This is a genomic window from Nesterenkonia maliinae (assembly GCF_051262655.1).
Taxonomy (GTDB): Bacteria; Actinomycetota; Actinomycetes; order Actinomycetales; family Micrococcaceae; genus Nesterenkonia.
The window spans coordinates 483,122-507,021 of the sequence record NZ_JBIMEY010000002.1 but is presented as its reverse complement, the minus strand read 5'-3'; the positions used below and the strand labels follow the sequence as shown (position 1 = coordinate 507,021).

At 69.4% G+C, this 23,900-nt stretch carries 21 protein-coding genes; 8 read left to right on the top strand and 13 right to left on the bottom strand.

Annotated elements, in window-relative coordinates:
- Window positions 1-6: 6 nt before the first annotated feature.
- The 6 genes from ACHAA4_RS06785 to idi are packed head-to-tail and all read right to left on the bottom strand — an operon-like array spanning window position 7 to window position 4,701.
- Window positions 7-873 (bottom strand): prenyltransferase, encoded by an 867-nt coding sequence (locus ACHAA4_RS06785; protein WP_435773430.1) that lies wholly within the window; start codon window positions 871-873, stop codon window positions 7-9.
- A complete protein-coding gene (locus ACHAA4_RS06780) occupies window positions 870-1,229 on the bottom strand; it encodes a lycopene cyclase domain-containing protein (RefSeq protein ID WP_435773429.1) in 360 nt (119 codons plus the stop codon). The genes ACHAA4_RS06785 and ACHAA4_RS06780 overlap by 4 nt, the downstream gene beginning before the upstream one ends.
- On the bottom strand, window positions 1,230-1,586 hold the full coding sequence (locus ACHAA4_RS06775) for a lycopene cyclase domain-containing protein (RefSeq protein ID WP_435773428.1): 357 nt from the start codon (window positions 1,584-1,586) through the stop codon (window positions 1,230-1,232).
- A 6-nt stretch (window positions 1,587-1,592) separates the two neighbouring features.
- Window positions 1,593-3,257, bottom strand: a complete 1,665-nt coding sequence (gene crtI / locus ACHAA4_RS06770) for a phytoene desaturase family protein (RefSeq protein ID WP_435773427.1) — start codon at window positions 3,255-3,257, stop codon at window positions 1,593-1,595.
- The gene (locus tag ACHAA4_RS06765) at window positions 3,257-4,132 is read right to left on the bottom strand and encodes a phytoene/squalene synthase family protein (protein ID WP_435773426.1); all 876 of its coding nucleotides are present in this window, start codon (window positions 4,130-4,132) and stop codon (window positions 3,257-3,259) included. The genes crtI and ACHAA4_RS06765 overlap by 1 nt, the downstream gene beginning before the upstream one ends.
- The gene (gene idi, locus ACHAA4_RS06760) at window positions 4,129-4,701 is read right to left on the bottom strand and encodes an isopentenyl-diphosphate Delta-isomerase (protein ID WP_435773425.1); all 573 of its coding nucleotides are present in this window, start codon (window positions 4,699-4,701) and stop codon (window positions 4,129-4,131) included. Before idi ends, ACHAA4_RS06765 begins: the two co-directional genes overlap by 4 nt.
- 197 nt (window positions 4,702-4,898) lie before the next feature.
- Between idi and ACHAA4_RS06755 the strand changes: the two genes are divergently transcribed.
- The 5 genes from ACHAA4_RS06755 (at window position 4,899) to ACHAA4_RS06735 (ending at window position 10,617) form a co-directional block, all read left to right on the top strand.
- Window positions 4,899-6,374, top strand: coding sequence for an SDR family oxidoreductase (locus ACHAA4_RS06755; protein WP_435773424.1), 1,476 nt, complete (start codon window positions 4,899-4,901; stop codon window positions 6,372-6,374).
- A gap of 178 nt (window positions 6,375-6,552) precedes the next feature.
- Window positions 6,553-7,257: a fasciclin domain-containing protein gene (locus ACHAA4_RS06750; protein WP_435773423.1), complete on the top strand. Its 705-nt coding sequence runs from the start codon at window positions 6,553-6,555 to the stop codon at window positions 7,255-7,257.
- Window positions 7,258-7,459: 202 nt separating this feature from the next.
- A complete protein-coding gene (locus ACHAA4_RS06745; RefSeq protein WP_435773422.1) occupies window positions 7,460-8,068 on the top strand; it encodes a sigma-70 family RNA polymerase sigma factor in 609 nt (202 codons plus the stop codon).
- Window positions 8,065-8,883: an anti-sigma factor gene (locus ACHAA4_RS06740; RefSeq protein WP_435773421.1), complete on the top strand. Its 819-nt coding sequence runs from the start codon at window positions 8,065-8,067 to the stop codon at window positions 8,881-8,883. Before ACHAA4_RS06745 ends, ACHAA4_RS06740 begins: the two co-directional genes overlap by 4 nt.
- 54 nt (window positions 8,884-8,937) lie before the next feature.
- Complete coding sequence (locus ACHAA4_RS06735) at window positions 8,938-10,617, top strand: molybdopterin-dependent oxidoreductase (RefSeq protein WP_435773420.1); 1,680 nt, start codon at window positions 8,938-8,940, stop codon at window positions 10,615-10,617.
- A gap of 6 nt (window positions 10,618-10,623) precedes the next feature.
- On the opposite strand, the gene ACHAA4_RS06730 is transcribed toward ACHAA4_RS06735, so the two are convergent.
- The 5 genes from ACHAA4_RS06730 to ACHAA4_RS06710 form a co-directional block, all read right to left on the bottom strand.
- Complete coding sequence (locus ACHAA4_RS06730; protein ID WP_435773419.1) at window positions 10,624-11,802, bottom strand: pyridoxal phosphate-dependent aminotransferase; 1,179 nt, start codon at window positions 11,800-11,802, stop codon at window positions 10,624-10,626.
- 49 nt (window positions 11,803-11,851) lie between these two features.
- Entirely contained in the window at window positions 11,852-14,206 is a 2,355-nt protein-coding gene (locus tag ACHAA4_RS06725; protein WP_435773418.1) for an ATP-binding cassette domain-containing protein, read from the bottom strand.
- A gap of 27 nt (window positions 14,207-14,233) precedes the next feature.
- Window positions 14,234-15,472: a 23S rRNA (adenine(2503)-C(2))-methyltransferase RlmN gene (rlmN, locus tag ACHAA4_RS06720; RefSeq protein ID WP_494337967.1), complete on the bottom strand. Its 1,239-nt coding sequence runs from the start codon at window positions 15,470-15,472 to the stop codon at window positions 14,234-14,236.
- Window positions 15,473-15,736: 264 nt separating this feature from the next.
- The gene (locus ACHAA4_RS06715; RefSeq protein WP_435773416.1) at window positions 15,737-16,735 is read right to left on the bottom strand and encodes a siderophore-interacting protein; all 999 of its coding nucleotides are present in this window, start codon (window positions 16,733-16,735) and stop codon (window positions 15,737-15,739) included.
- Window positions 16,732-17,742: an ABC transporter substrate-binding protein gene (locus tag ACHAA4_RS06710; protein ID WP_435773415.1), complete on the bottom strand. Its 1,011-nt coding sequence runs from the start codon at window positions 17,740-17,742 to the stop codon at window positions 16,732-16,734. The genes ACHAA4_RS06715 and ACHAA4_RS06710 overlap by 4 nt, the downstream gene beginning before the upstream one ends.
- A 118-nt stretch (window positions 17,743-17,860) precedes the next feature.
- On the opposite strand from ACHAA4_RS06710, the gene ACHAA4_RS06705 reads away from it, so the two are divergent.
- Window positions 17,861-18,931, top strand: coding sequence for a FecCD family ABC transporter permease (locus ACHAA4_RS06705; RefSeq protein ID WP_435773414.1), 1,071 nt, complete (start codon window positions 17,861-17,863; stop codon window positions 18,929-18,931).
- Complete coding sequence (locus tag ACHAA4_RS06700) at window positions 18,928-20,001, top strand: FecCD family ABC transporter permease (protein ID WP_435773413.1); 1,074 nt, start codon at window positions 18,928-18,930, stop codon at window positions 19,999-20,001. Before ACHAA4_RS06705 ends, ACHAA4_RS06700 begins: the two co-directional genes overlap by 4 nt.
- 7 nt (window positions 20,002-20,008) lie before the next feature.
- On the opposite strand, the gene ACHAA4_RS06695 is transcribed toward ACHAA4_RS06700, so the two are convergent.
- The gene (locus ACHAA4_RS06695; RefSeq protein WP_435773412.1) at window positions 20,009-21,607 is read right to left on the bottom strand and encodes an amidohydrolase; all 1,599 of its coding nucleotides are present in this window, start codon (window positions 21,605-21,607) and stop codon (window positions 20,009-20,011) included.
- A complete protein-coding gene (locus ACHAA4_RS06690; RefSeq protein WP_435773411.1) occupies window positions 21,604-22,350 on the bottom strand; it encodes an FMN-binding negative transcriptional regulator in 747 nt (248 codons plus the stop codon). Before ACHAA4_RS06690 ends, ACHAA4_RS06695 begins: the two co-directional genes overlap by 4 nt.
- A gap of 49 nt (window positions 22,351-22,399) precedes the next feature.
- On the opposite strand from ACHAA4_RS06690, the gene ACHAA4_RS06685 reads away from it, so the two are divergent.
- The gene (locus tag ACHAA4_RS06685) at window positions 22,400-23,866 is read left to right on the top strand and encodes a M14 family zinc carboxypeptidase (protein ID WP_435773410.1); all 1,467 of its coding nucleotides are present in this window, start codon (window positions 22,400-22,402) and stop codon (window positions 23,864-23,866) included.
- The last annotated feature ends 34 nt before the right edge of the window (window positions 23,867-23,900 follow it).

Genomic DNA, 23,900 nt, shown 5'->3' with positions numbered 1-23,900 from the left:
GCAGCCTCACCAGCTCCAGACCATGAGCAGCGTGGCGGGGAACCCGCAGCCGTAGTTCAGCCAGATGAATTTCCGCCAGGCGGAGTTCACCGCGGCAGAGCTCTCATCCGTCACATTCCACCAGGGCAGCGAGATCGCGATATAGGGGATGACCAGCAGCGCCGCCAGCGGGGTGGGCCAGGGGGTCAGCAGCAGCAGCGCTCCGGCCCCGGCCCAGAGCAGCACCGCCATCCGCACGGTGGAGCGTGCCCCGATGGCGGTGGCCACCGAGGAGATGCGGGCTTCCCGGTCAGGCACCACGTCCTGGACCGCGCCGAACGCGTGGGCGGCCATCCCCCAGAGGAAGAACGCGCCCAGGATGAGCATCACGGTGGGCCCCGGGGTGAAGCCGACCCGGTCGTGGGCCAGCGCGAACCCGACCACGGCGGGGCTCACGAAGTGGGTGCTGGAGGTCAGCGAGTCCAGGAACGGCCGCTCCTTGAACCGCAGCCCCTTGACCGAGTAGGCGGCGACGGCGAAGAGGCTCACCAGCATCGCGGCCCAGGTGGCGGGGCCGCCGCCGAGCATCAGCAGCAGCGCCGGCGGCACGGTGCTCAGCGCCGAGATCCACAGCACGGTCGCGTGCAGATCCGGGTGCAGCAGCGCGCCCTCGATCCCGCCCTTGCGCGGATTCCGCAGGTCGGATTCGTAGTCAAAGACATCGTTGATCCCGTACATCGCCACGTTGTAGGGGACCAGGAAGAACAGCGCGCCGAGCACCAGCACCCAGTCGATCTCCCGCGTCGCGAAGAGGTACGCGGCGGCGAAGGGGAAGGCGGTGTTGATCCAGCTGAACGGGCGCGAGGACAGCAGCAGCTGACGGATCAGGCTCATTCACTCTCCCGCTCAGCGCCGGGTTCGGGTTCGGGTTCGGGTTCGGGTTCGGGTTCGGCGCCACGTTCGACGCGGCGGGTGCGCAGCAGGTGCCAGGCGGCCGGGAGCAGCAGCACCGCGGCGAGTGAGTAGCTGAAGTCCTCCAGCGGCGCGAGCCCCAGGTAGAGACCCATGAGGTGTTCGTGGCCGTAGCGCACGATGTCCAGCCCGATGATCACGTTGTCGAAGACCGCGGTCAGGCTCAGCAGCACCACGGCGGTCAGCGCCGCCGCGCCCCAGTGGATGCTGCGGCGCATCAGCACCGCGGCGAGCACCGGCGGGATCATGAAGGCCAGGCTCAGCCAGAGATACGCCATCTAGGCATCCCCTCCGCTGCGCGCGCTCGTCCGGCTCTGCTCGGTCCTCTGCCGCAGGAACTTCGCGGCACCGGTGTAGATGATCATGGTGCACAGACTCAGAAACGTCAGGAAGACCGGCTCCTCCAGCGGCATCTCAGGTCCGAGCACGACCCCGGTGAGGTACTGGCTCTGACCCATCAGGAAGATCCCCAGCCCGATGCCGGCGACGTCCCAGAGCAGGAAGAGGACGACGCCGAGCAGGGTCACCACCGCGGCCACACGCGGGTCGGCGAAGAAGAACAGCCGGAAGCGCCGGTCGATGAGCAGCATGCAGAAGGTCGCCAGCAGCAGCCCGCCGAGGTACAGGAACGACACTCTCGCTCAGCCCGCCTTCCTGACGGCGCCTGCGCCCAGGGACTCCGGCCGCAGCGGTCCTGCGCTGTAGTCGCGGCGCATGTGCTTGAGCACCAGCTCCGCGCTGATCAGACACATCGGCACACCGATCCCTGGGGCCACGGTCCCACCGGCGTAGTAGAGCCCCTCCACTGTGGGTGAGACGTTCTGCGGTCGGAACATCGCCGACTGGCGCAGCGTGTGGGCCTGCCCCAGCACCGAGCCGCGCCAAGAGTTGTAGTCCGCGACGAAGTCGCCGGGGCCGATGGTCTCACGCAGCACGATGCGGTCTTCGAAGTCTTCGATTCCGGCCCAGCCGCCGATCTGCTCGATCGCCGCCTGCGCGATCTGTTCCACGGCCGGGTCCCCGGCGCCGTCGCGGCCGCCCGAGCCCAGGGAGACATCCGCTGGGATCGGGATCAGCACGAAGAGGTTCTCGTGATCCTCCGGGGCCAGCCCTGGTTCGCTCGCGCTGGCCCGGCAGACGTAGGAGGAGGCCGGGGTCGGGATGGAGGGGTTCGCGCCGAAGATGGACTCGAAGTTCGCCGTCCAGTCCTGGGTGAAGAACAGCGAGTGGTGGGCGAGCTCCGGAAGCTTCCCGCGCACACCGAGCATCACCAGCACCGCTCCGGGGCCGGAAGTGACCTTCTCCCACCAGCCCTCGGGATAGCTGCGGTCCTGCTCGGAGAGCAGCCTGGTCTCGGTGTGGTGCAGGTCCGCCGCCGAGACCACATGATCCGCGTGTTCGGTGTGCACCGTGCCGTGCTCGTCGCGCCAGCGCACCCCGGTGGCGACGCGCCGGCGCCCGGGCGTGAACCGGGAGCTAAACCTGGAGCCGAACTGGGAACCGACTCGAGAGCGGCGCGGACCTGCTTCGGTGAGGATCTCGATGACCTCGGCGCCGGTGGTGATCGTCGCGCCAGCGCCTTCTGCCAGACGCCGGAAGCTCGCGATCACCTCCCAGAAGCCTCCGATCGGGTAGCGCACGCCGTCGTCGAGGTCCAGGGCGCTCATCAGGTGGTACATGGCCGGCGCGTCCTGGGGGCGGGTACCCAGGAAGACGGCCGGGTAGCCGAGGATCTGGCGCAGCACGGGGTGCTTGAAGCGGCGCTGCACGAAGCGTTCCAGCGAGGTCAGCAGCAGCTGCGCGAGCTCCGGGGCGGATCTGAGCACCTCGGGCACTGCCAGGTTGTTCAGTCGTTTGAACGGGTTGTAGAGGAAGCGTCGCTCGGCGATCTCGGTGGTGCGCTTGGCCGAGGCGATGTACTTGTCCAGGGCCGGGCCGCTGCCGGGCTCAAGCTTCTCGAAGAGCGCCCGCACCCGCTCCGCGCCCTTGGGCAGGTCCACCGGGGCCGGCGGCGCCTGGCCGGGCTCGGGCTCGGAGTAGACCCGGTAGGCGGGGTCCAGATCCACCAGGGTGAGCTGCTCGGCCGCCGTCGTGCCCATCAGGTTGTAGAAGTGCTCGAACACCGACGGCATCAGGTACCAGGAGGGGCCGGTGTCGAACTGGAAGCCGTCGGTGGCCAGCATTCCGGCGCGGCCGCCGGTGCGGTGGCCCTTCTCCAGGACCAGGACGTCGTGGCCCTCGCGGGCCAGCAGCGCTGCGCTGGCGAGTCCGGCGACTCCGGCGCCGATCACGATGGTGCGTGGCATCAGTGGGTCTCCAGTCGTGTGGTCAGGGCGGCCCGGGCGGCCAGGCCTGCTTTGCAGGCGTTGGAGACCCGGACGCGTGAGCGGTAGAGCTCCTCGACCGGTGTCGCGGCGATCTTCTCGAGCAGCGCTTCGAAGAGCGCGCAGGCGCTGCGCACCGCGGTGCGGGCGTCGCGCGGGAGCAGCGGCATCGCGGCCCGAGCCTCGGCGAGCTGGCCTCGGACCGTGTCCACCCACTCCCGGCGCCGTTCCTCGGTGAGGCCTTCGCCGCCACCCAGGTAGTCGCGTCCGAGCTCGTCGGTGTCCTCGGCGAGGTCGCGCAGGAAGTTGATGTTCTGGAAGGCCGCTCCCAGTGCGCGTGCCCCGTTCACCAGGATCTCGCGTTCGGCGTCGGTGCGGTGCTCCCCACGCAGGAACACCTGCAGGCACATCAGCCCGATCACCTCGGCGGAGCCGTAGACGTAGCTGGCGTGCTCGGCGGCACCGAATGCGGCGGGCTCCAGGTCCGCGCGCATCGAGTCGAAGAAGGGATCGATCAGCTCCGGTCCGATCTGCGCCTCGATGGCGGTGCGGGCGAAGGCGTGGACCACCAGGTCGGTGCTGTACCCGCGGGTCAGCGCCCGCCGTGTCTCCTCGGCGTAGTGCGCGAGCGCCTCTGCCTTCTCCTCAGGGTCCAGTCCGGCGGCGCTGGCCGCGCCGTCGACGACCTCGTCGGCGACCCGGACCAGGGCATAGATGCTGCGCACATGGCTGCGGTGCCGAGGTCCCAACAGCCGGGTGGCCAGTCCGAAGGAGGTGGAATAGGAGGAGATCACCCGGTCTGCCGCGGCACGGGCGGCCCACGTGAAATGTTCTGCGGGATCAGCGGGTGCGCTCACGCGGGGGCACCTGGGTCGAGCTGGCCGGGACTCTCAAGCGTGCCCATCTCGGCGAGCTGCTCGACCATCCAGGGGCTGAACGCGAAGGGGGCGTCGGTCACGGCGCGCTGCAGCGAGCGCGCATCCGCCCACCGGAATTCGCTGACCTCGGTATCCACCGGGTCCAGCTCCGAGGTCAGGACCGCGGTGAAGACCGGGCAGATCTCGTTCTCCACGACGCCGCTGGCATCGACCGCACGGTACCTGAAGTCCGGCAGCAGCGGACGGATCTCGGTCAGCTCCGCTCCGAGCTCCTCGCGGGCCCGTCGACGCACGGCGTCGGCGAGCTCCTCATCCAGGCCGGGGTGTCCGCAGAAGCTGTTGGTCCAGACCCCCGGCCAGGTGCGCTTCGTCAGCGCCCGACGGGTGAGCAGCAGCCGGCCCGCGGCGTCGAAGAGATAGCAGGAGAACCCGAGATGGAGCGGGGTGTCCGCGGTGTGCACCGTCGCCTTCGGGGCGGAGCCCACGGGCGCTCCGGCTTCCGAAAGGAGAACTACGTGTTCCTCTGTCGAGGACGAGCCTGAGGTCATGGATCGAGCATAGCTACAGAAGCCGCCTGTGTGCGGGACTCGTCACACTCGCCGCCTGGATAAGACGTGACCGTGACGGGGAGCTGACTTACTCAGAGTCCGCGCAGACGACGGTGTTAGATTGACCGCTACGTGCCGCGGCACGGCCTCAGACGCTGATGAAGCCGCGGTGATCTCCGAGCGAGGATGTGGGCAAGATGGCAACAGCAGCGGTGACCGGAGCGACTGGATACATCGGAGGACGGCTGGTGCCCCAGCTGCTCCGGGCAGGACACGAGGTGCGGGTGCTCACCCGCCGCGCAGAGGCGCTGCGTGACGTCCCTTGGGTCGACGAGGTCACCGTCGTCGAAGGCGATCTGACCGACCCCGAAGCCGCCCGGGAGCTCTGCGAGGGCGCCGACACCGCCTACTTCCTGGTCCACTCGATGACCTCGGACCGCAGCTTCGAGGAGCTCGACGAGCGCTGCGCCGAGGTGCTGGGCGCCGCGGCCAAGGCGGCCGGCGTCGACCACATCGTCTACCTCGCCGGCCTCCACCCGGACACGGCTGAAGGTGAGCTCAGCGCCCACCTGCGCTCCCGGGTCCATGTCGGCGAGGTCCTGGAGTCCAGCGGCGTGCCTACACTGACCCTGCAGGCCGGGCTCGTGATCGGTTCGGGCTCCGCCAGCTTCGAGATGATCCGCCACCTCACCGACGTGCTCCCGGTGATGCCGGCTCCGAAGTGGGTGCTCAACCAGATCCAGCCCATCGCCGTGCGCGATGCGCTGCACTACCTGACCCGCGCGATGGACATCACGCTCGAGTCCAGTGTCCGGGCCGACATCGGCGGACCAGATGTGCACTCCTATGCACAGCTGATGAAGATCTACGCCCGGACCGCCGAGCTCAACGAGCCGCGGGTGATCGCGCTGCCGGTGCTCACCCCGTGGCTCGCCGCCCAGTGGGTCAACCTTGTCACCCCGATCCCGCGCACGCTGGCGATCCCGCTGGTGGAGTCGCTGCAGCACGACTGTGTGGTCAAGGACCAGATCATCGACGACATCATCCCCGCTCCCGAGGAGGGGCTCACCGACTACGAGACCTCGGTGCGGCTCGCCCTGGACAAGATCTCCGCGGACCGGGTGGAGACCACCTGGGCCGCGGCCCACCCGCTGGACGTGCCCTCGGAGTCCCTGCCCTCGGACCCGGACTGGACCGGACGCTCGGTGCTGGTCGATGAGCGCGAACGACTCTCCACCGCCTCCCCCGAGGCGGTCTTCGCCGTCATCGAGGGCATCGGCGGGGAGACCGGCTACTTCTCGCTCTCCCGCGCCTGGGCGCTGCGCGGACTGGCCGACAAGCTGGTCGGCGGCGTCGGCATGGGACGTGGGCGGCGCAGTCGCGGGCAGCTGGCATTGGGCGACACCCTGGACTGGTGGCGGGTCGAGGACCTCGACCGCGGCCGGCTGCTCCGCCTGCGCGCCGAGATGAAGGTCCCCGGACAGGCGTGGCTGGAGTTCATGGTCGAGCCCGAGGGCACCGGATCCCGCTACCGGCAGCGCGCGATCTTCTTCCCGCGCGGCCTCGCCGGACGCGCCTACTGGCTGGGAGTGACCCCCTTCCACGCCATCATTTTCAAGAAGATGGCAGCCCGGATCCTCGCCGACGCGGAGCAGGCCAGCGCCAAAGCCTGACCTGTCGGGGTGCGGCGCAGACCCGACTCGGCGCGGCGCAGAAAAGTTTTTCAGATTTCTACCATCCACTCATGCTCTGGCTCCGAACTCTTCGTACATGGCCTGGTCGACACCACGATCAGTGGCTGTGAATCAGACCAACGTGCGACCAACAGGAGATTCAGTCATGAAGACCGAGATGCGCAAAACCACTTCCCTGCTCGGAATCGGCATGGTGGCCCTGCTGGGCCTCAGCGCCTGTGGCGGCGACGCCGAGGAGCCGGCTGCAGAGTCCGATCAGGAGATGACCGAGGGCACTGAGGAAGAGCCCATGGACGAAGAGTCGATGGAGGAAGAGGAGCCCATGGATGAGGAGTCCATGGACGAATCAGATCCCGCGGCGAACCTGGTCGGCGCCTCCTGTGAGGCATACGCCGAGGAAGTCCCCGAGGGTGACGGCTCCGTCAGCGGCATGGCCGAAGATCCAGTGGCCACCGCTGCTTCGAACAACCCGATGCTGACCACGCTGACCGCGGCAGTCTCCGGCGAGCTGAACCCCGATGTCGACCTGGTCGACACCCTCAACGGTGACGAGTTCACCGTGATCGCCCCCACCGATGACGCCTTCGCTGCGATCCCCGAGGAAGACCTCAACGCAGTGGTCGAAGATGCTGACATGCTGACCGACGTGCTGACCTACCACGTCATCCCCGGCCAGATGTCTCCGGACGAGATCGCCGGTGAGCACGAGACCGTCAACGGCGCGACCGTGACCATCGAGGGCGAGGGCGATGACCTCACCTTCGACGACGCCGGCCTCGTCTGCGGCGGCGTGATGACCGAGAACGCCACCGTCTACATGGTGGACGCTGTCCTGATGCCGGCAGCAGCCGAAGAGGAGTGATCCTCGGCGGGCGCAGTCGCTGACGACTGCTCCCGCGGCAGTTGAACGACGACGACGGCGGCGCTCGGCACCCACCCATCTGTTGGGGTGCGGAGCGCCGCCGTCGTCGGTTCCGGCCGCTTCATCAGCAACAATGACGCTGAAGTTCGGCGGGAGCCGATTCATGCAGTGATCAGCCCGCCGGGTGTGGCATCCTGTTGGGATGCACGAGACGGGAAGCCCAGGGTCAGCCGCCGACGGCGCGCACCTTCCCGTGCCTGCCCCGGCGGATCCATGCGGGGACCTGCTGCTGAAGATCCAGCAGGGTGATGAGCAGGCGTTCGAGCGGCTCTACCGCGAACAGAGTTCGATCCTGCTGGCCACCGCGCTGCGGGTGCTGCGGAATAGGTCCCTGGCGGAGGAAGTTCTCCAAGAGATCTTCACCGAGGTCTGGGTCAACTGCCACAGCTACCGGACCCAGGCCGGGAGCGGACGCGCGTGGCTGACCACCATGTGTCGACGCCGAGCGATCGACCGGGTCCGAGCGGTACAGGCCCAGCAGAACCGAGACTTCACCCAAGGGGTGAAGGAGGCTCATGTGAATGAGCCCGACGTCCAGGACGCAGTCCTCACTCAGGTGGAGGCGGCTCGCGCGCAGACCGCGCTGCAGACGCTTCCCGAAGAGCAGGCCACCGCCATCGCGATGGCCTACTACCAAGAACTCTCCCATTCCGAGATCGCACAACGACTCGATGTGCCGCTCGGAACCGTGAAATCTAGAATACGAGACGGCATGCGACGACTCAGGGCCCAGCTAGGAGGTGCCAGATGAACGCCGATCGCGAATACCTGGCAGCCGGCCTTGCCCTGGGGACGCTGGCCGACGCCGAGATGCTCGAGGCTCTCGACCTGGAAGCCTCCGACCCGGACTTCGCCGAAGAGGTCGCCTCCTTCAGCGAGACGCTGGGACTGCTGTCCGAGTCCGACGACGCCATCGCTCCCAGCGCCGAGACCGAAGCGGCGATTCTGAGCATCCCCCGCCTGCACCAGCAGACTGCACCGGAAGCGGCTTCCTCGGCACCCACCGACTCGGAGCGTGATGCGCGAGCCGCGTCGTCACCAGCTGCCGCGCCGCAGTCTGTGACCCCACCAGCCACAACCCCGGCGCGCACCCGGCGACCGACCACGGCGCTCTTCGCCCTGGCCGCCTCCACGCTGCTGCTGCTCTCCGCCGTGCTGGCCGGCGCGCTGATCAACCAGCAGCAGGACGCCAGCCAGATCGAAGAATCGCTGACCGTCGCCGAGGCTGAGCGTGAGCGCACCCAGCGGCTGCTCAGCGCCTCCGACCTCGCCTTCACCGAGGCCGAGGCGACTGTGGGCGGGCGACTCACCCTGGCCTACTCGGTCTCCGAGCGGATGCTGCACCTGACCCCGCATGACATGCCGGAGCTTCCCGAGGATCAGACCATGCAGCTGTGGCTGATCGACGAGGAGGGCCCGCACAGCGCCGGCCTGATGACCGGCACCAGCACCGAGCTGCTGACCGACCTCGCGATGGACGAGAACATGACCTTCGGGGTCACCGTGGAACCCGCCGGCGGCTCCGAGGAGCCCACCACCGACCCGGTGGTCCTCGCGGATCTCTGATCCGTGATCGCCTCTGGACCCATCCGATCACCCCCTCCGCTCCGAACCCCAGACATGACTCAGACAGTGCACGAGACCCCCGGGACCACTGGTCCGGCCGCCGGCCGGAAGGGGCGACGTCGGCGCCACCTGATCCCCCACCTGCTCGCCGGCGTCCTCGCCGCCGCGATCTTCCTGGGTGTGGCGGATCTCATCGCGCAGCTCTTCGGTCCCGCCTCCTCGCCGCTGGTCTCACTGGGCTCCACGATCATCACGCTCTCTCCCAGCTGGCTGCAGGACTTCGCGATCTCCGTCTTCGGCAGCAACAACAAGCTGGTGCTCTACCTGAGCATGGGCGTGGTCGGGGCGATCCTCGCAGCCCTGATCGGCGTCGTGGCCCGGCGCAGCCTGCGCCTGGGTGTCGTCCTGGTCTCGGTCGTGGCCGCAATCCTGCTCGTCGTGGTGCTGCTGCGTCCCGAGAGCTCCCCGCTGGACGCGGTGCCGACCATCATCGGCGCCGGACTGGGCATCTTCAGCCTGCTGCTGCTCAGCGGAGCCGCCACCGGCCTCACCCGCACCGCCGAGGCTGATCGCACAGACTCGCAGCTCACCGACTCCACACCAGCAGACACCCGCCGTGCCGCCGCGACCCGCCCCAGCACCGAGGAGGAACGCGCCCACTCGCGGCGTCGCTTCCTCGGACTGGCCGCCGCCGGCACCGCCATCGCCGCGGGCTCGATCACCTTCGGACGCTCGGTCAACGCCTTCGGCGTGGGCGCCGGAGAGGCCGCCGCACGGCTGGTCCTGCCCACACCTGCAGTGCCTGCCGCCGCCATCCCGGCCGGCGCCAGCGTCGGCGTGGACGGGGTCCCCCCGTTCATCACCCCGAACAACGACTTCTACCGAATCGACACAGCCCTGGTGGTCCCGGAGCTCGCCCCGGATGAGTGGACCCTGCGGATCCACGGCCTGGTCGAGGAGGAGGTCACCATCGACATGGCCGAGCTGCTCGACCTGCCGCTGGAGGAGCACCACATCACGCTGGCCTGCGTCTCCAACCCGGTGGGCGGAGACCTGCTCGGCAACGCCACCTGGCTCGGCTACCCGATCCGCGAGCTGCTCGCCCGGGCCCGCCCGCTGGGAGAGGCGGACATGGTGCTCTCCCGGTCCGTGGACGGCTGGACGGCGTCGACTCCGCTGGAGGTGCTCACCGATGAGGACCGCGCCAGCCTGCTTGCCGTGGGCATGAACGGCGAACCGCTGCCGGCCCAGCACGGCTATCCGGCCCGGCTCGTGGTGCCCGGCCTCTACGGCTACGTCTCGGCCACCAAATGGGTCACCGAGCTGGAGGTCACCCGCTTCGACGCCCAGACCGCCTATTGGACCGACCGCGGCTGGGACGCCGAGGGTCCGGTCCTGGTCGCCTCGCGCATCGATGTCCCCCGCCCGCTGGCCCGGGTCTCCGGCGGCGAGGAGCTCGTCGTCGCCGGCACCGCCTGGGCTCAGCATGAGGGCATCGCCGAGGTCGAGGTCCGCCTGGACGACGGGGACTGGGAGTCCGTGGAGCTGGCCGACGAGGTCAACATCGACACCTGGCGGCAGTGGCGGCACACCTTCGCCGACGTCGACGCGGGACGCCATGCGGTGACCGTGCGCGCGATCAACGCGGCCGGGGTGACCCAGACCGACGAGCGCCGCGACCCGATCCCGAACGCCGCCACCGGCCAGCACCGGATCGAGTTCAGCGTGGAGTGACCGCTGTCAGCCTGAAGCCTTCTGAAACTCAAGGATCCGGCGCAGCCCCTCCGCGACGGCCTGCTCCCCCGGAGCCAGGCTGAGCCGGATCCAGTGATGCCCCGCCACCGGATCGAAGTCGGTGCCCGGGACGACGGCGACGCCGGCGCTCTCCAGCAGCGCGGCGCAGTAGGTCGGCGAGTCACCGAAGCGCTGGAGCTGCTCGCCCAGATGGGCATAGACGTAGAACGCGCCGTCGGCCGGAGCGACCTCGCCCCAGCCGAGCTGCGGGATCAGTCCCAGAACCCGCTCTCTGGCGGCGGCGTAGCCGCTGACCTGGGAGGCGGCGAAGTCCAGCGACTCCGGGCTGAAGGCCTGCACCGCCGCGAGCTGCGTGGCATGCGGCGGACACAGCGCCACGTTCCCGGCGAGTCGCGAGACCGGGTCCACCAGATGCTCGGGCAGGACCATCCAACCCAGCCTCCAGCCGGGCATCCCCCAATACTTGGAGAAGGAGGAGATGACCACTGCCTCCTCCCCCATCTCGGTGGCGCTCACGTTCTCGGCCCCGTAGCTGATCCCGTGGTAGATCTCGTCGCTGATCAGCTGGACGCCGTGATCGGCACACCAGTCGGCCAGTGTGGCCAGCTGGGCTCGTTCGATCATGGTACCGGTCGGGTTCGCCGGGGAGGCGAGGATCAGCCCGGCCAGGCTGTGGCCGGCGTCGAGCTGTTCCTTGAGCTGGGCGATCGTGGGCTGGAACCGCTCCTTCGGGCCACAGTCCAGATCCACCACCTCGATCCCCAGAGCGCTGAGGATGTTGCGGTAGGCCGGGTACCCGGGGCGGGCCAGTGCGACCCGGTCACCGGGGTCGAAGGCCGCCAGGAAGCTCAGCATGAAGGCGCCGGAGGATCCGGTGGTGATCGCGATCCGCTCGGGCGGCACCGTGACCCCGTACCAGTCTGCATAGTGCTCGGCGATCGCCTCACGCAGCGGAGCGATCCCCATCGCGGCGGTGTAGTTGAGCACGGTGTTGCCGGCGTGGATCCGCGCGGCGGCCTGATTGACCGCGACCGGGGCGCCGGAGCCCGGCTCCCCCGCGGTCAGCGAGACGACATCCCGTCCGGCCGCGCGCATGGCATCGATCCGGGCCAGGATGCTCATCACCTCGAATCCAGGCACCTGAGATCTCTGCGAAGGCATCATCGCTCCAGCCTATCGAGTCGCACCCCGCCGGCGCTCACCCCGCGACTTCTCACCCCGCGACGTAGCGCGCGAGATGCTCGGCGGTGAGCGTCTTGGCCTCGGCGACCAGCTTTGCCGGTGTGCCGGTGAAGACCACCTGGCCGCCGTCGGTGCCGGCGCCCGGGCCCAGGTCGATGATCCAGTCCGCGTGGGCCATCACCGCCTGATGGTGCTCGATCACCACCACGGAGGTGCCGGAGTCCACCAGCCGGTCGAGCAGGCCCAGCAGGTTCTCGACGTCGGCCAGGTGCAGCCCGGTGGTGGGCTCGTCCAGGACGTAGACCCCGCCGGGGTCCGACATCTTCGTGGCCAGCTTGATCCGCTGCCGCTCGCCTCCGGAGAGGGTGTTCAGCGGCTGTCCCAGCCGCAGGTAGCCCAGCCCGACGTCGGAGAGTCGGGTGAGGATCTTGGCCGCGGCCGGCAGCCGGGCGGAACCGGCGGAGAAGAACTCCTGCGCCTGATCCACCGAGAGGTCCAGCACCTCGCTGATGTTCAAGTCTCCCAGCATGTATTCGAGCACCTCGCGGCGGAAGCGGCGGCCCTCGCAGTCCTCGCATGGGCTCGCCACGGTCTCCATCACGCCCAGCTCGGTGTAGATGACCCCGGCGCCGCCGCAGGTGGGGCAGGCGCCTTCGGAGTTCGCGCTGAACAGCGCGGGCTTGACCCCGTTGGCCTTCGCGAAGGCCTTCCTGATCGGCTCGAACAGTCCGGTATAGGTGGCGGGGTTCGACCGGGACGATCCCTTGATCCCGGTCTGATCGATGAAGGCCACGCCCTCGCGTCCGGCGAGGCTGCCCTCGATCAGCGTGGACTTGCCCGATCCGGCCACTCCGGTGATCACGGTGAGGACTCCGGTGGGGATGTCCACGTCGACGTCGCGCAGGTTGTTCGTCCGTGCTCCGCGTATCTCGAGCGCCCCGCTCGGCTCGCGCACGCGAGCCTTGACCTGCGCCCGGTAGTCCAGGTGCCGCCCGGTCAGCGTCTGACTCGCGCGCAGCTCAGCCACAGTGCCCTCGAAGCAGAGCTCGCCGCCGGCCTCCCCTGCCCGGGGGCCAAGGTCCACCACGTGGTCGGCGATCTCGATGGTCTCGGGCTTGTGCTCGACGACCAGCACGGTGTTGCCCTTGTCGCGCAGCCGCAGGAGCATCGTGTTCATCCGGGCGATGTCATGCGGGTGCAGCCCGATGGTGGGCTCGTCGAAGACGTAGGTGATGTCGGTCAGCGCGGAACCCAGGTGGCGGATCATCTTCACACGCTGGGCCTCGCCGCCGGAGAGCGTGCCGGCGGGCCGGTCCAGGCTCAGATACCCCAGCCCGATCTCGATGAAGTGCTCCACCGTCTCCAGCAGCGAGGCGCGCAGCGGGGCGACGGCGGGCACCTCGAGCTCGCGCAGCCACTCGGCGAGGTCGCTGAGCTGCATGGCGCAGATCTCGGCGATGTTGCGGCCCTGGACCGTCACCGAGCGGGTGAGCTCGCTCAGCCGGGTCCCCTCGCACTCCGGGCAGGTCACGAAGGTGACGGCGCGGTCCACGAATGCCCGGATATGGGACTGCATGGCGTCGCGGTCCTTGGCGAGCATGGACTTGCGCACCTGCGGCACCAGTCCCTGGTAGGTCATGTTGATCCCACCGATGCTGACCTTCTCGGGCTCGCGGTGCAGCAGGTCGTGGCGCTCCTGCTCGGTGTAGTCGCGCACCGGCTTGTCAGGATCGAAGAAGCCGGATTCCGAGTAGTACCGCACCGACCATCCGCCGGCCTTGTAGCCGGGCACGGTGATCGCGCCCGCGTTGAGCGAGAGCGACTCGTCGAGGAGCTGACCCACGTCGATGTCGTTGATCTGGCCGCGGCCGTCGCAGCGCGGACACATCCCGCCGGTGACGCTGAACTCGCGGCGCTCCTTGGTCTTCTCGCCGCCGCGCTCGAAGCTGACCGCGCCGGCCCCGCTGGCGCTGGCCACGTTGAAGGAGAAGGCCTGCGGGCCGCCGATGTGCGGCTCCCCGATCCGGCTGAACAGGATCCGCAGCAGCGTGTTCACGTCGGTCACGGTGCCCACGGTGGAGCGGATGTTCGCACCGAGGCGCTCCTGATTGACCACGATCGCGGCGGTCAGGCCCTGCAGATCCTCGACGTCGGGGCGGTTCAGGCTGGGCATGAACCCCTGCAGGAACGCACTGTAGGTCTCATTGATCATCCGCTGGGACTCCGCGGCGATCGTGCCGAAGACCAGCGAGGACTTCCCCGACCCGGAGACCCCGGTGAAGACCGTCAGCGCCCGCTTCGGGATCTGCAGGCTGAACCCCTTGAGGTTGTTCTCCCGTGCCCCGGTGACCTCGATGACGTCGTGGCGGCGTGGCGGATCAATCATCTCAGTCTCCGGTCTCCGTCTTCCGGTCTACTCTTCCGCGGCGGCGAGCTGGCCGCAGGCGCCGTCGATCTCCTTGCCGCGGGTGTCGCGCAGCGTGGTGGGCACCCCGAGGGACTCGAGCCGGTTCACGAAGGCGCGCATCACCTCGGGCTCCGAGGAGGTCCAGATCGAGCCCGGCGTGGGGTTCAGCGGGATCGGGTTGACGTGCACCCAGCCGCGGCCGCGGGCGTTGAGCTTCTCGGCCAGCAGCTCGGCGCGCCACTGGTGATCGTTCATGTCCTTGATCAGTGCGTACTCGATCGAGACTCGACGCCCGGTGGTCTTGTAGTAGTGGTACGCGGCGTCGATGGCCTCGTCGGCCTTCCAGCGCGAGTTCACCGGGATCAGCTCGTCGCGCAGCTCGTCGTCGGGGGCGTGCAGGCTCAGCGCAAAGGTGATCGGCAGGTTCTCGTCGGCGAGCTTGCGGATGGCCGGGACCAGTCCCACGGTGGAGATGGTGATGCCCCGGGCGCTCATCCCGAGGCCCTCCGGCGCGGGGTCCACCATCCGGCGCACGGCGTTCATCACGCGCTTATAGTTCGCCAGCGGCTCGCCCATCCCCATGAAGACGATGTTGGAGACACGCTGCGGGCCCACACCCGAGGACGACGACGCACCCTTGCCCGCCGCTGCCGATTCCTCGGACTCGGCGAAGTCGGTCTCCTCACCCAGGGCCGCATGATCGGCCTCTTCGGCGATCTCGGCGGCGTTCGGGGCGTCGAGCTCCCCGGCGGCGATCGCCCGGTTGGCCTGGACGATCTGGTCCACGATCTCGGCGCTGGACATGTTCCGGGTCAGCCCGTTCTGCCCGGTGGCACAGAAGGGGCAGTTCATCCCACAGCCGCACTGCGAGGAGATGCACAGCGTGATCCGGCTCCGATAGCGCATGAGCACCGATTCGACCATGGCGCCGTCGAAGAGCCGCCAGAGGAACTTGATGGTGGCGCCGTCGTCGGTCTTGAGCCGACGGACCTCGGTGAGCAGCGGCGGCAGGAACTCCTCGACCAGCTGCTCGCGGGTCTCGGCGGGCAGATCGGTCATCTGATCCGGGTCCGAGGTGTAGTGCCGGAAGTAGTGCACGGAGAGCTGCTTGGCGCGGAAGCCGGAGATGCCCAGCTCCTTGGCGCGAGCGGTGCGCTCGTCCAGGGTCATGTCTGCCAGGTGCTTGGGCGGCTGCTTGACCTTGGGCTGCGCGAACTGCAGCTTCGGGCGGCCCTCGGCGTCCATGGGCTGCTGCCAGCCCTCTGCCTTGGGCCGGATCTGCGGCCGCGAGGCGTCGACCGGAGGCCCGGCGGTGGCGCCTGCGTTCTTGGGGGCGCCGGCGGCTGTGGTTCTGGTCGCCCCGGCGGCGTTGCGGGCCGAGCCCTGCTTGGGCACGGAGCTGGACGGTGCGGGGCGCGAGTTCTTCGAAGATGACATCGCCTTGATTGTCCCACGGGTGCCGGTGTTCTGGTATGCCCATGGCTCACGCTGCCCGGGGGCAGGCTGCCTTCAGCCGGCGCGGCCCTGTCTCCAGTAGCCCATGAAGGAGACCTGCTTGCGGCTGAGTCCGACATCTTTGACCAGGTGGCGGCGAAGCCCGGTGATCACTCCGGCCTCTCCGGCGAGCCAGGCGTACTCGCGGAAGCCGTCGGCGTCACCGACCTCCCAGAGCAGGTCGCCTTCGCCGAGCTCGGCGAGGTCCTCGGCGCCGGAGGGCGCACCCACCGGTTCACCACGGGCAGGCTGCCAGGAGGAGCGGCGCTGGGCGAAGATCTCGCCCCGGCGTCGGCCCCAGTTCTGCACCGCGCTGGTCAGCGGCGCACCGCGGGGTGCACCCTCGCGCGGGAGCCAGTAGATCTCGACGCCGGAGCGGTTGACCACGTCCAAGGCATCCTCGCGGGTGGGGATCTCCAGGTAGGCCTCTCCGTGGATCCGTTCGGGCAGCATCTCCAGGATCGCGCAGATCGCGGGCACCGCGGTCTCATCACCGGCCAGCAGGACATCGCGGGCGGTGTGCGGGTTGAACTCGATGCCGCCGCCGGCGCGGGCCGAACGCCCGTCGGGTCCGATGATGACCAGCTCGTCACCGACCTCGGCGCGCATCGCCCAGGCCGAGGCCGGGCCTTCGGTGCCGTGGACCACGAAGTCGACGTCGATCTGGTGCTCCCACGGCCGGATGGAGCGCACGGTGTAGGTCCTGATCGGGTTCTGCTCCGCCGCGGGAAGCTGGCGCCAGGTGGTGTACCACTGCATCATCTCCGGCTGCGGCTCCTGGAAGAGGCCGAGCTCGGGCAGCGTGCCGTCGGCGCGGGGCAGCAGCAGCTTGATCCGCTGGTCCAGTCCGCCGGTGTGGAAGTGCCGCAGCTCCTCGGCCTCGAGCGTGAAGCGCAGGTAGTTCGGGCTCAGCCGCTGCACCCGGGACACCACGGTGGAGTAGGCGCGCTGCGGATTCAGCGTGGCGGGGTCATCGACCACGGGGGCAGCGGCAAGGCTCGAGCGCAGACTCATTGACCCAGCGTCTCCTCAAGCTCGGGACTGAGCTCATCGAGCGCGTAGATCTGCGCCTCGGGGGTGCCCAGCGAGAAGGCGTTGGCGAGGTCTCCGGTGACCACCAGCTCGCGACCGTCTTCAACCGCCGGAATGCTCGCCCAGCCGGCGTCCTCGGTGATCTCGGTCTCCTCGATGAAGATCGGGAACCCAACGAGCAGGTCCGCATCCAACAGCTCGAGCTGCTCGTCAGAGAGGCTCACGCTGAACTCGCCCTCACCGCCGAGCTCCGCGATCTCGGGGTTCTGCACGAAGCCGAGGTTCTCCAGGAAGGCGACCCGGCCGTCGGCTGCGGTGTAGGCGCCCCAACCCTCGGCGGTGCGGGAGGCCACCGTGGCGGTCTGGCCCTCCCATTCCGGGTTCTCCTCGACGGCGGCGGCGAAGGCCTCCTCCTGCTCGGCGAGCATCTCCTCGCCCGCCTCGGGCTGGCCCAGCGCGGTGGCGATCATGGCCACCTGATCATCCGCCTCGGTCAGGTAGTTGGCTCCGCCGGGGGCCACGCCGACTGCGGGGGCGATGGAGCTCAGCCGGTCATACCGCTCCTGATCCCCTGAGCTGCGCACGTCCAGGATGAGATCTGGTTCGAGCGCGGCCACCGCCTCATAGGAGAGTTCGAGCGTGCCCAGGATCTCGGGGGACTCCGTATAGGTGTTCTGAACCCAGGGTCCGATCCCGTCCGGGTCCTCGAAGCCGAGCCAGTCGGAGGCTCCGACCGGTTCCACACCCAGGTCCAGCGCGACCTCAGCGTCACCCCAGCCCAGGGCGACGACGCGCTCGGGAGCCTCCTCGATGGTGACCTCGCCGAACTCGGTCTCCACGCTCGCCGGGTAGCTGCCGGAGGCACCCTGGGTCGCTTCGTCGGCGTCCGCGCTGCCGCTGTCTCCCTCGGAGGAGTCCGCACAGCTGGAGAGGAGAAGGACGGCGGCGGTGCCGAGGGCGAGGCCGGCGAGACGGCGAGATCCGTGCAAGAGGATGCTCCTAGTGATGAAAGGATGTGAGGGTGGCCTGTTGACCACCCCTCAAGAATAGATCAAATTAGAGCACGATCCAGTATCCATTTCCGACTAAGGCGAGACTCATCCCCGTATGACGGCAGAATCAGGCACGCTCAGACGCCCAGGGCGCCCGGGGATGCACCCGCACGCCCTGGGACGCAGCTCCACGCCGCGCACCACTCTCGCGTTGCTGCTCGGACTGGCCATCCTGGGACTGCTGTGCCTGGCGAGCGTCAGCATCGGCAGCCGCGGCATCGGGATGGACACGATCTTCTCGGCGCTGAGCGGTGGGGAGGTCAGCGCCGCTGATCAGCACACGGTGCTGGGGCTGCGCGTGCCGCGCACGCTGGCCGCCGTCGTCGTGGGAGCCGCGCTGGCGGTGGCCGGGGCGCTGATGCAGTCGCTGACCCGGAACCCGCTGGCTGAACCAGGCCTGCTCGGAGTCTCCGCAGGCTCGGCCTTTGCGGTGGCGATCGCGATCGTGGGCTTCGGGATCACCTCCCCGCTGGGCTATATCTGGTTCGCCCTGGCCGGCGCGTTCTTCGCCACGGTCGCAGTGGCGCTGATCGGCGGCATGTCTTCGGGCAAGGTGGACCCGATGCGGATGGTGCTCGCCGGCGTCGCGCTGTCTGCGGTGCTCTCCGGCATCATCGGCGCGCTGCGCATCGCGGACCCCCGCACCTTCGGCGCGCTGCAGGTCTGGGAGGCCGGGATCCTCGCCGGTCGCGGACTCGACGTCACGCTCACCGTGGCTCCGCTGGTGCTCCTCGCGCTGATCGTGGCGCTGCCGCTGGGCAAGGGCCTGAACACCCTGGCCCTGGGTGATGAGCTGGCCGCGGCGCTCGGGGTCTCGCTCTGGAAGACCCGGGTGCTCAGCATCCTGGCGATCACGATCCTGGCCGGCGGGGCCGCGGCGATCGCCGGACCGATCGCGTTCATCGGGCTGATGGTCCCGCATGCGGCGCGGTTCTTCGCCGGAGCCGATCAGCGCTGGGTGCTGCTGATCTCGATGATCTTCGGCCCGATCCTGATGCTCACCGCCGACATCCTTGCCCGACTGATCGTCTGGCCCGGGGAGATGCCGGTCGGACTGGTCAGCGCGCTGATCGGTGCCCCGGTGCTGGTGCTGCTGATCCGCCGGCGGAAGGCGCTGAAGCTGTGACCGCGACGCTCACGCCTGACCCCCGAAACCCTGCCTCCCCAGCACCCCGCACCCGCCGCCAGCATCGGCGCACCCACCGGCCGGTGCGGTCCTGGCTGGTCGGACTCGGGCTGTGCCTGGGGATCGTGGTGCTGAGCATCATCGCGCTCGGCCTGGGCGACTACCCGCTGAACCCGACCGAGGTGCTTGCCGCGCTGGCCGGGGGCGGCGGCTTCGACTCCACCGTGGTGCTCGAATGGCGGCTGCCGAGGATCACCGCCGCGCTGGTCTTCGGCACCGCGCTGGCGCTCTCCGGGGCGCTGTTCCAGACCCTGACCCGGAACCCGCTGGGCTCCCCCGACATCATCGGCTTCTCCACCGGCGCCTACACCGGGGTGTTGCTGGCCACCGTCGGGATCGGCGGCGTCACCGTGGCCGACGGGCTGATCGGCACCTCGGTGGGCGCGCTGATCGGCGGGCTGGGCACCGCCCTGCTGGTCTACTTCCTGGCCTACCGCGACGGCGTGCAGGGGTTCCGGCTGATCGTGGTCGGCATCGGCGTCACCGCGGCGCTGCACGCGGTGAACTCCTGGATCCTGCTGCGCGCGCAGTCCGAGACCGCCATGGGCGCGGCGATCTGGGGCGCCGGCTCGCTGGGGCTGACCAGCTGGTCCGCCGTGCTCTCTGCCATCGCGATCGTGATCGCGGTGCTGCCGCTGCTGCTGATCTCGGTGCGGCCGCTGCGCCAGCTCGAACTGGGCGACGACGTCGCGGCCTCCCACGGCGTGCGCGTGGAGCCGACCCGACTCGCGATCCTCGGGATCGGGGTGCTGCTCACGGCGCTGGTCACCGCCGCCACCGGGCCCATCGCCTTCGTCGCGCTGGCGGCCCCGCAGATCGCCCGGCTGCTGGCCCGCTCACCGGGGATCCCGCTGGTGCACTCGGCGCTGATGGGCGCGCTGGTGCTGTTGGGCTCGGACATCATCGCGCAGCAGGCGCTGGCCCAGCCGATCCCGGTCGGGATGGTCACCGTGGTGCTCGGCGGCGGCTACCTGGCCGCGCTGCTGGCCTACCAGGCGCGCAAGGACTGATCCTCCCTCAGCTGATCCCGTCGTAGGTCAGCCGGCCGCCGAGCAGCGTCGCGGAGACGCCCATCTCGCGCAGACCGGCAGCGGAAGAATCAGTGCCGGCGAGCGGATCGGTCTCGACCAGCACCAGATCCGCCACGGCACCCTCGCTGAGCTTGTGACTCCCTCCGCCGGTCCCTCCGCGGGTGGCTGCCGCGAGCGCGGTCGCCGGGTCCAGGCGCTGCTCCGGATGCCAGGGGTCGCGACCGTCGCGGCTCCGACTCACCGCCGCGGCGATCGCCACCCAGGGGTCCAGGGCGGAGACCGGCGCATCGGAGCCCAGCCGCAGCGGCACCCCGGCCCGGGTGAGCGCGTCCAGCGGGAAGGCCCGATCGGTGCGTCCGGCCCAGTAGGCGTCGGCCACATCGCGGTCGTCCATGGCATGTTCGGGCTGCACGCTGGCGGTCAGTCCGAGCCGGGCGAACCGCGGGATGTCCGCCCAGCTCAGCAGCTGGGCATGTTCGATCACACCCGGCATGGCCAGGGCCTCGAAGGCGTCGAGGACGGCGCTGTTGGCCCGGTCCCCGATCGCGTGGATGGCCGCGGAGATGCCGCCGTCGCGGGCCTGGCGCATCACCTCGCGCAGCTCATCCATCGGCACCGTCTGCATCCCGCAGCTGTGCGGATGCATCAGGTCCACCTCGGGGTAGGGGTCCCAGCACCAGGCGGTGCGGGTGTTCAGCGACCCGTCGGAGATGACCTTCAGCGGACCCATGGTCACCAGTCCCTGCTCATCGAGCACGTCCCCGGTGGAGATCCCGGAGAGCAGCGCCGACTGCAGACGGTCGGGCCACACCGAGACCTCCACGCGCAGCGAATCCACCCCGGCGGCGGTGCGCATCGGCCACTGCGAGATGTTGTCGGCGTTCTCGAACTCCACGATTCCCACGACCCCGCGGCGCGCAGCCGCCTCGGCGGTCTGCCGGTAGATCTCCGGGGTCAGCGCGGCGGGGTCCTGGAGCTGGTCCATCACGGCGAAGGAGTCCGCCTCGCGCAGCAGCCCGCTGGCGTCGGTGGAGACCCCCAGCCGGGACTGCAGCGCCGAATTGAGCCACATGCAGTGCAGATCCCCGCTGATCAGACCCACCGGCACCGAACCGGTGGCTTCATCCAGGCTGCTCAGTGAGGGAAGGTCGGGCCAGAGCCCGTCCCGGAACCCATAGCCGACGACGCCGGAGCCCGCGCCTTCCGCGCTTGCCTGGCTGAGCGACGGATCGGCGGCCAGCGCCCCGCGCACCAGCTGCAGCACATCCGCAGCGCTGGTGGTCGCGGCGAGGTCAAGCCGCCGTTGCGCGATCACCCACTGGGTGAAGTGGACATGGTGGTCCCACAGCCCGGGGACCAGGAAGCGGCCATCGGCGTCCAGAGAGTCGGTGCGCAGGGAGTTCGTGCGCAGAGAGTCGGCGCCGTGCAGCGGCGCACCCTGACCGGCCGGTGTGATCGAAGCGATCTGCCCATCGAGCAGCTGGACATCGTGCAGCATCTGACCGGATCCGGTGATCGGTCCGGTGGTCGACCCACCACCGCCGGGGAAGCGGACATTTCGCAGGATCAGGGCTTCAGCGTTCATCGCGCATCCTCCTTCGGGGAAGGGCCCTTCAGGGCCGGGTCATCCAGTGCAGGATCGTTCAGTGCAGGATCGTTCAGCGCAGGGTCGTTCAGCCCGGCCGCGTTCACCCGGGCCATCCGGTCGGCCAATGCCGGATCGGCATAGGGGCCCTCGCCGCGAAGCTCCTCGATGATGCTGCGCACCGATTCCATGGGCTTGTCCTGACTCATCTTCTCCTTGGCCTCGAAGCGGGTGACGCGCAGCCGGAACCCCACGGTTCCGCGCACGATCCGCCGGGCGTAGTCGCTGTTCTCATCTGTGGCGTCGAGCAGGTGCGGGTCCGGAAGCGGGTTCTCGAAGTGCTCCACCAGTCGGCGCAGCACCTCCAGGTTCTCGGCATCGGAGAGGACCTCGGGCACACCATAGAGGTGCGCCGCGGCGAAGTTCCAAGTGGGCACGTTGGGGCGGTAGCCGTACCAGCTCGGCGAGATATAGCCGTGCGGCCCCTGGATGATGGCGAGCAGCTCACTCGGCTCGGTCCCGCCGGCCCCGCCCAGCCCGAGTTTGGTCTCATCGGGCCGACCCACATGGCTGAGCAGGACGAGCGCGCCGTCGTCGTCGGCCTGTTCCTCCAGGATCACCGGGTAGTGCGAGGCGATGAGTCCCGCCGGGGTGTGCGCCACGAAGGTGCACCAGGGGTGCGTCGTGATCAGGTCCTTGATGGCCTCGAGGTCCTCGAGGGCGTAATCCGGGTTGTGGCGCATCCAACTAGGATAGGGAGCTGCCTCGAACGCACCAAGTGGAAGGACCGGCTTGACGCACACCAGTGGACTCACCGCCCTGGAGCCGCTGACCAGCGCGGAGATCCTCGACCGGGCGGCAGGACTGCCCGCAGCGCACCACTACCCCGGAGTGGACGAGCTGCACGAGGCATTCGCCGCGCTGGCCGCGCAGCACCCTGAGCAGATGAGCGTGACGGAGCTGGGGCGTTCCCGGGCCGGGGAGCCGATCCTGCTCTACTCGATCGCGGGCCCCGATGCAGACGCTCCGGAGACTCTCTCCGGGCTGCTCGCCGGCGGGGTGCACCCGAATGAGCCGATCGGCTCCTGGACCATGCTGCACCTGGCCACCCAGCTGCTCAGCGACGCTGAGCTGCGTGGAGCCCTGTCCAGCAGCTGGCATCTCCTGCCCTGCGCGGATCCGGATTCGATGCGGCTCAACGAGGGCTGGTTCCACGCGCCGGAGGACCGCGAGCTGTATTTCCAGAACTTCTACCGCCCGGCGGGCCCGGAGCAGGTGGAGTGGACCTTCCCGTTCCGCTACAAGGCGGCACACTTCGACGCGATGCTGCCCGAGACCCACGCGTTGCAACGCGCCATCGACCTGACCCGGCCCGACTTCTACATGCCGCTGCACAACGCCGAATCGGGCGGGGCTTACTACTACCTCTGCGACACCCTCTCCGCCGCGCCGTCTGCTGACCCCTCCGCAGGCCGGTCCACCCAGGTCGAGCCGCTGCTCGAGCTGCTGAGCGAGCTCCCCGGCGCCATGGGCATCCCGCTGCACCGCGGGGAGCCCGAAGCGGCGCACTTCAAGGGCCTCTCCCCCGGCATCTTCGCCATGGGCACCTTGGAGGAGGCCTATGACTGGGTGGAGGCCCTGGGGCTGGATCCCTTCCCCGAGGGCTCGACCGGGGAGTCTTCCACGGGCTACGCGCGGCGCCACGGCACACTCTCGATGGTGGCCGAGATGCCGCAGTGGAAGCACCTGCTCGCCGACGACATCAGTCCCAGCGGGCAGCACTACGCGGCGGCTCTGATGGACCAGGCGGCTGCGCTGAGCGCCTCCGGCGAGCTGCTGATGGGACTGCTGGGTCGGCTGGGCCCGGAGCCAGAGGCGACGCAGACGGGCGAGCCGCCGCTGCTGCGCGCCAGCCGAGCGTTCCTGCCGCTGCTGGGCCAGGCCGCAGAGTCCCAGCGCGCCCGAGCCGAAGATCCGGCCTGTCAGCGGGAGGCGACCGTGGCCGAGCTCCACGGGCTGCAGGGCATCCTGCACATGCTGCGGCTGCGCTTCGGCGGCATGTTCCTGCGCGCACTCGGTGAACTCGGAGCGGCCAGCCTGGCCGAGGAGCTCGCACCGATCTACGCGGACTGGATGACCGAAGCCGCGGCGCAGGAGCAGGACCTCGAGCCCATCCCGATCAAGGACGCCGCCGGGCTGCAGTACGGCGCGGTCCTCGCCCTGGCGGCGCACACGCTGCGCATCCGCCAGGGCGGGTGACCAAGCCGGGTCACCAGGGCCGGGCCCGCTCACT